The sequence below is a fragment of the Acidovorax sp. genome, assembly GCF_046339755.1.
In the GTDB taxonomy this organism is placed as follows: Bacteria; Pseudomonadota; Gammaproteobacteria; order Burkholderiales; family Burkholderiaceae_C; genus Acidovorax.
Genome location: NZ_JBKDTZ010000348.1, coordinates 1 through 2,573, shown reverse-complemented (window position 1 = coordinate 2,573; position 2,573 = coordinate 1). Strand labels below are relative to the sequence as shown.

Here is a 2,573-nt window from a genome sequence, read left to right as displayed (position 1 = left end):
CTCACGGCCAAGGGCGACCCCATGGACCGCATCATCGGCCTGGAACTCGGTGCCGACGACTACCTTCCCAAACCCTTCGAGCCGCGCGAACTGCTGGCGCGCATCCGCGCCATCCTGCGCCGCCGCACCGACGGCGGCACGCCTGCGGCCCAGGCCCTGCGCTTCGGTACGCTGGAGATCGACCGCGATGCGCGCACCGTCACCGTGGGCGGCCAGCCCGCGGACCTGACCTCCTACCAGTTCGACCTGCTGGTGGCTTTGGCCGAGCGCGCGGGCCGCGTGCTCACGCGCGACCAGATCATGGAGGCCGTGCGCGGCCGCGAGCTGGAGGCCTTCGACCGCTCCATCGACGTGCACATGGGCCGCATCCGCGCTGCCATCGAGGCAGACGCAAAGAACCCGCGCCGCATCCTCACAGTGCGCGGCGTGGGCTATGTGTTCGCCAAGCAGCAGGATTGAAGGGATGGGAGCCCCGTGAGCCTGTCCAACCCCTTCGCCCGGCGCCTGTACCTGCGCATCTGGCTGGCCGTGGTCGGCGGCATTGCCGTGCTCACCCTGGTCGTGGGATGGGCCTGGCGCATCGCCGAGGAGCAGAAGGCGAGCAACAACCAGCCCTTCGTGCCGCCTTCGCGCGAGATGGTGCTGCGCGATGCCAAGGGCGACGTCGTGTTTCGCGGACCCGCGGCGCGCCAGCCTTCGGAGCCCGGCGAGAACGTGGAGTTCCACATCGAATCCGACACCGGCCAGACCTTTGTGCTGCAGATGGCGCCGCGTCCGCAGAACCGGGGCGGCCGGGGCGGCGGCGACGCCGCATTCTGGACCCGGCCACCGTTCGGCTTCCTGTGGCTGCTGGGCATCGTGGGCCTGGCCGTGGCCGTGGGCGTATACCCCATCATCCGGCGCCTGACCCTGCGGCTGGAGGCGCTGCAGCGCAGCGTCAAGCATTTCGGCGAAGGCGACCTGTCGGTGCGCGTGCCCGAGCAGGGCCAGGACGAAGTGGCTGACCTGGCGCGCCAGTTCAATGCCGCTGCCGCACGGGTGGAGACCCTGGTCAAGTCGCACAAGTCGCTGCTGGCCAACGCCTCGCACGAGCTGCGCTCGCCGCTCACGCGCATCCGCATGGGCATGGAACTCATGGGCGGGCAACAGCCCTCGCCAGCCTTTCGCGCCGAGATCCTGCGCAACATCGCCGAGCTCGACCAGCTGGTGGACGAGATCCTGCTGGCCAGCCGCCTGGACGCGCGCGAGGCCGATGTAGGCACCGTGGAAACCGTGGACCTGGTGGGCCTGGCGGCCGAGGAATGCGCGCGCGTGGATGCCGACCTGGACGTGGGCGCCAGCCCCGACGGGGTGGACGTGCAGGGCATCTCCAAGCTGCTGCGCCGCGCCATCCGCAACCTGCTGGAAAACGCCCGGCGCTACAGCACCGGCGAGATCAGCGTGGCCGTGCTGCGCCACCAGGGCCATGCCGAGGTGCGCGTCTGCGACCAGGGGCCGGGCGTGCCGGCCAGCCAGCGCGAGCGCATCTTCGAGCCCTTCTACCGCCTGCCGGGCGCCAGCGAGCGCGCCGGCGGCGTAGGCCTGGGCCTGGCCCTGGTGCGTTCGATCGCCGGGCGCCACAACGGCATGGTGTTCTGCGAGGACCGGCCCGATGGTGCCGGCGGCGCATGCTTTGTGCTGAGGCTCCCGGTCAGCGCTTCCAGCGCCACGCCATGATGGCGTAAAGCCCCGCCCCGAGCACCAGCACGCTGGCTGCCACGCCCAGCGCCCAGTCGAAGCCCTGCGCCCGTGAGCCCGCATGCGCCAGCAGGGCCGCCGCCATGGGCGGCCCCACGATCTGGCCGATGCCATACAGCGCCGTGAGCAGGCCCGTGAAACCCGCGGCCGCCTGCGGCCACTGGTGGCGCGCCTCCTGCAAGGCAAAGAAGGTGATGGCCGTGAACGGCAGGCCCAGCAGCAGGCTGCCGAGGGCAAAGCCTGCCGGGCCCGGCCATAGCAGGCCCAGGGCAATGCCTGCGGCCTGCAGCAGGTAGGCGCCGGCCAGCAGCCAGCGGCGGTCGCGGTGCGCGGAGATGCGCGTCGAGAGCCATGCACCCAGTGCCACCCCGGCACCGAACACGGGCCAGAACAAGTCCGGCCAGACCGAGCCGGCGGGCAGCGCGGCGCGCGCGATCCCGGGCAGGAAAGTGGCAGTGACGATGTAGCCCAGGCCCGCCAGGCCATAGGCCAGCGCATGCAGGGCCCGCTGCCCCGCTGGGTGCGCGGCCGGCAGGACCTGGGTGGCGGGCCCACCGGCCGCGCTGCCAGGCACCTCGCTACCGCCAAAGACCTGCCAGACCAGCGCGCACAGCGCGGCCGCCAGCGCGGCGAACGTGGCCCAGCCGGCCGCCGCGCTCCAGCCCGCAGCGACCATGGCGCCGGTGGGCAGGCCCGTGGCCACGATGCCCAGCCCGGGTCCGCAGAAGATCAGGCCGGCGAGCTGGGGCCGCCCCAGCCGGGTGAGCTGCCCCATGCACCAGTTGGCCGTGCCCAGGAACACCAGCGCGCTGGCCACGCCGGCCAGAAAGCGCAGC

At 72.3% G+C, this 2,573-nt stretch carries 3 protein-coding genes; 2 read left to right on the top strand and 1 reads right to left on the bottom strand.

Going from position 1 to position 2,573, the window contains the following annotated elements; translation table 11 throughout:
- On the top strand, positions 1-459 hold a 459-nt coding region (locus ACK59X_RS30590), incomplete at its 5' end, for a winged helix-turn-helix domain-containing protein (RefSeq protein ID WP_409962580.1).
- A gap of 15 nt (positions 460-474) precedes the next feature.
- On the top strand, positions 475-1,716 hold the full coding sequence (locus ACK59X_RS30585) for an ATP-binding protein (RefSeq protein ID WP_409962578.1): 1,242 nt from the start codon (positions 475-477) through the stop codon (positions 1,714-1,716).
- Here ACK59X_RS30585 and ACK59X_RS30580 read toward each other — a convergent pair.
- Positions 1,691-2,573: YbfB/YjiJ family MFS transporter (locus ACK59X_RS30580; RefSeq protein ID WP_409962576.1), on the bottom strand; the 883-nt coding region annotated here is incomplete at its 5' end. The genes ACK59X_RS30585 and ACK59X_RS30580 overlap by 26 nt on opposite strands.